Here is a 3,803-nt window from a genome sequence, read left to right on the forward strand (position 1 = left end):
GCGAGGTGCTGGCGCATTTCGAGATCGGCGAGCGCCTGGGCGACCTGCTGCTGAAGGACAAACTCGTCACGCCCGAGCAGCTCAACGCCGCCGCTGTCGAGCAGAACGACCTGCGCCAGCGCCGCGTCGGCGACATCCTCGTCAACCAGCAGATCGTCACCGCCGAGCAACTGTTGCAGGCCATCGAGCAGCAGGCCAAGATGCCGATGGTGCGCATCGGCGAGGCGTTGCTGGCGCTGGAGCTGGTCACGCCCGAGCAGCTCGAGGTGGCGCTGGTTCAGCAGCGTGATGACCGTTCCGTACCGCTGGGCGAGCTGCTGGTGCGCAAGGGCGTCATCAGCCGCGCGCAGCTGCAGTCGGCGCTGGCGCGCAAGATGGGTTATCCGGTTGTCGATGTCGAGAACTTCGCCATCGAGCCCGACGCCGTGCGCAAGCTGCCACACGCGGTGGCCAAGCGTCTGGAGGTGCTGCCCCTGCTGCTGCGCGACGGCCGCCTTGTCGTGGCCATGGAAGACCCGACGCGGCGTGACGCCATCGAAGAGGTCGAATTCATCACCCAGCTCAAGGTCGTGCCGACGCTGACCAAGCTCGGCACCCTGCAGTTCGCCATTCCGCTGGCTTTCGACCGCTATGGCGGCGAGGCCCTGCCGCGCGGCAGCGCCGTCGACCCCCTGCCCGACTTCCAGCCCGACTTCACGCTGGACAACTCCAACAAGCTCATCGAGAGCCTGGAGCGCGACAGCAGCGAGCGCAGCGCCAGGGAAGAGGAGTCGCCCATCGAGCAAAGCGACAACTCGCTCGTGCGCCTGATCAACTCGATGATCATCGAGGYGCACAACCAGGGCGTGTCCGACATCCACATCGAGACCTACCCGGGCAAGGAAAAACTCAAGATCCGCTTCCGCCGCGACGGCGTGCTGCAGCCCTATCTGGAGCTGCCCCCCACCTACCGCAACGCGATGATCGCGCGCATCAAGATCATGTGCGACCTCGACATCTCCGAGCGCCGCAAGCCCCAGGACGGCAAGATCAACTTCGCCAAGTACTCGCCCCAGYACCGGCTGGAGCTGCGCGTGGCAACCATCCCGACCAACAACGGCCTGGAAGACGTCGTCATGCGCCTGCTGGCCAGCAGCAAGCCCATGCCGCTGGACCGCATCGGCCTGTCGCCGGCCAACCTCGCCGCTCTGCAGACCGCCGTCGCCCGCCCATATGGCTTGGTGCTCTGCGTCGGCCCGACAGGCTCCGGCAAGACGACGACGCTGCATTCGGCGCTCAGCCATATCAACACCGCCGAGCGCAAGATCTGGACCGCCGAGGACCCCATCGAAATCACCCAGGCCGGCCTGCGCCAGGTGCAGGTGAACGCCAAGATCGACTGGACCTTCGCCAAGGCCCTGCGCGCCTTCCTGCGAGCCGACCCCGACGTCATCATGGTCGGTGAGATCCGTGACCAGGAAACCGCCGAGATCGCCGTCGAGGCCTCGCTGACCGGCCACTTGGTGCTCTCCACGCTGCACACCAACAGCGCGCCCGAGACCATCACGCGGCTGCTGGACATGGGCATGGACCCCTTCAACTTCGCCGACTCGCTCTTGGCCGTGCTGGCCCAGCGGCTGGTGCGGCGCAGCTGCACCGCCTGCCGCACCAGCGAGCCCATGCTTGAGGCCGAGCTGCAGGAACTGCTGGACGACTATCTGCACGTCTTCCCGGCCGAGGGACGGCCCAGCAAGCTCGCGCTGATGTCGGAATGGATCAAGTCCTACGGCCAGGGCGGCCGGCTGATGAAGCACCACAGCCCCGGCTGCACGGCCTGCGGCGGCAGTGGTTACAAGGGGCGCGCCGGCCTGCATGAGCTGCTGACTGTGTCCAAAGACATACGGCGCATGATCCAGACCGGGGCCCGCGCCGAGGAACTACATCACGGCGGCCTCGCCGAAGGCATGCGCTCGCTGCGCCAGGACGGCATCATCAAGGTCTTGCAGGGCATCACCACCCTCGCCGAAGTCCACGCCACCAGCAATGCATGACTGAAAGTTCGAGCCGATGAGCGATGCGCCCGTAGAAACCGCAGCCCCCCGCCCCAAGCTGCGTCTCGGTGACGTCCTCGTCGAGCAGCAGCTGATCTCGGCCGAGCAGCTCGGCCAGGCGCTGGAGCTGCAGCGCGCCACCGGCAAGAAGCTGGGCCGCATCCTCATCGAGGCCAACCTCATCACCGAGGAGGCCCTGGCCCATGTGCTGGCCCGCCAGCTGCGCGCGCCCTTCGTCAACCTCAAGACCTTCCCGCTCAAGACCGACCTGGTGCGCCTGCTGCCCGAGACGCCGGCGCGGCGCTTCCGCGCGCTGGTGCTGGAGGAGCGCGGCGACACCCTGCTGGTCGCCATGGCCGACCCGCTGGACCTGTTCGGCTTCGACGAGCTGGCCAAGATCCTGAAGCGCCGCCTGGCCATGGCCGTGGTGGCCGAAAGCCAGCTGCCGGCCGTCTTCGACAAGCATTACCGCCGCAGCGACGAGATCTCCGGCCTGGCCAAGGCGCTGGAGAAGGACATCGGCGACGCCGTCGACTTCGGCGCCCTGCAGGCCAGCGTCGGCCAGGAAGGCRCACCGGTCGTGCGGTTGCTGCAGTCGGTGTTCGAGGACGCGACGCGCGCCGGTGCCTCCGACGTGCACATCGAGCCCCAGGAAGGCGAGCTGTTGATCCGTAACCGCGTCGACGGCCTGATGCAGACGCTCACGCAAGCTGACAAACGCATCGCGCCCGCGCTGGCCCAGCGCCTGAAGCTGATGGCGGGCCTGGACATCTCCGAAAAGCGCCTGCCGCAGGACGGCCGCTTCACGCTGCGCCTGAGTGACCGCACGCTGGACGTGCGCCTGTCCACCATGCCCAGCCAGTACGGCGAGTCCGTCGTCATGCGCCTGCTCGGCCAGGGCTCGGCCCTGCGCCGCCTGGGCGACATCGGCATGCCCGACGACATGCTCAAGCGTTTTCGCGAGCTGCTCGGGCGCGACTCCGGCATGTTGCTCGTCACCGGCCCGACCGGTTCCGGCAAGACCTCGACGCTGTATGCCGCGCTCGCCGAACTGGACTCGGAGAAGCTCAAGATCATCACCGCCGAAGACCCCATCGAATACCGTCTGCCGGGGCTGACCCAGGTGCAGGTCAACGACAAGATCGAGCTCGATTTCGCCAAGGTGCTGCGCGCCGCGCTGCGCCAGGACCCCGACGTGATCCTGGTGGGCGAAATGCGCGACGCCGAAACTGCCGAGATCGGCCTGCGCGCCGCCATCACCGGCCACCTGCTGCTGTCCACGCTGCACACCAAGGACACCGTCTCCACGCCCTTTCGCCTGCTCGACATGGGCGCGCCGCCCTTCATGGTGGCCACCTCCCTGCAGGCCGTGCTGGCCCAGCGCCTGCTGCGCGGCGTTTGCAAGCACTGCGMCGAGCCGCATCTGGCCACGCCGCAGGAGCAGGCCTGGATCAACGAGGTGCTGGCCATGAACGGCGAGGCGCCGGGCCTCGTGAAGAGCGTGGCGGGCCGCGGCTGTGCGGAGTGCAACGGCACCGGCTACCAGGGCCGGCGCGGCATCTACGAGATGCTGGAGATGGACCCCGACATGGCCCTGGCCATCCAGAACAGCGATGCCGGCGCCTTCCTGACGGCCGCCCGCAAGTCGCTGCGCGGCAAGACCCTGGCCGACCGCAGCCTGGCGATGGTGCGCGAAAGCAAGACCTCACTGGCCGAGGCGGTGCGCATCAGCGTAGATGCTGAATGACAGAGTTGAAGCCCCTCGCCCAGCCT

Annotated in this window: 2 protein-coding genes; both read left to right on the forward strand. The window is 67.7% G+C overall.

The annotated features are described in order from the left end of the window. Nucleotides 1–5: 5 nt before the first annotated feature. Entirely contained in the window at nucleotides 6–2,030 is a 2,025-nt protein-coding gene (locus AC1DU6_RS22955; RefSeq protein ID WP_477859841.1) for a GspE/PulE family protein, read from the forward strand. A gap of 16 nt (nucleotides 2,031–2,046) precedes the next feature. Further along, a complete protein-coding gene (locus AC1DU6_RS22960) occupies nucleotides 2,047–3,777 on the forward strand; it encodes a GspE/PulE family protein (protein ID WP_477859840.1) in 1,731 nt (576 codons plus the stop codon). Nucleotides 3,778–3,803 lie beyond the last annotated feature (26 nt).

It is taken from the genome of Roseateles sp. P5_B10 (assembly GCF_056400485.1).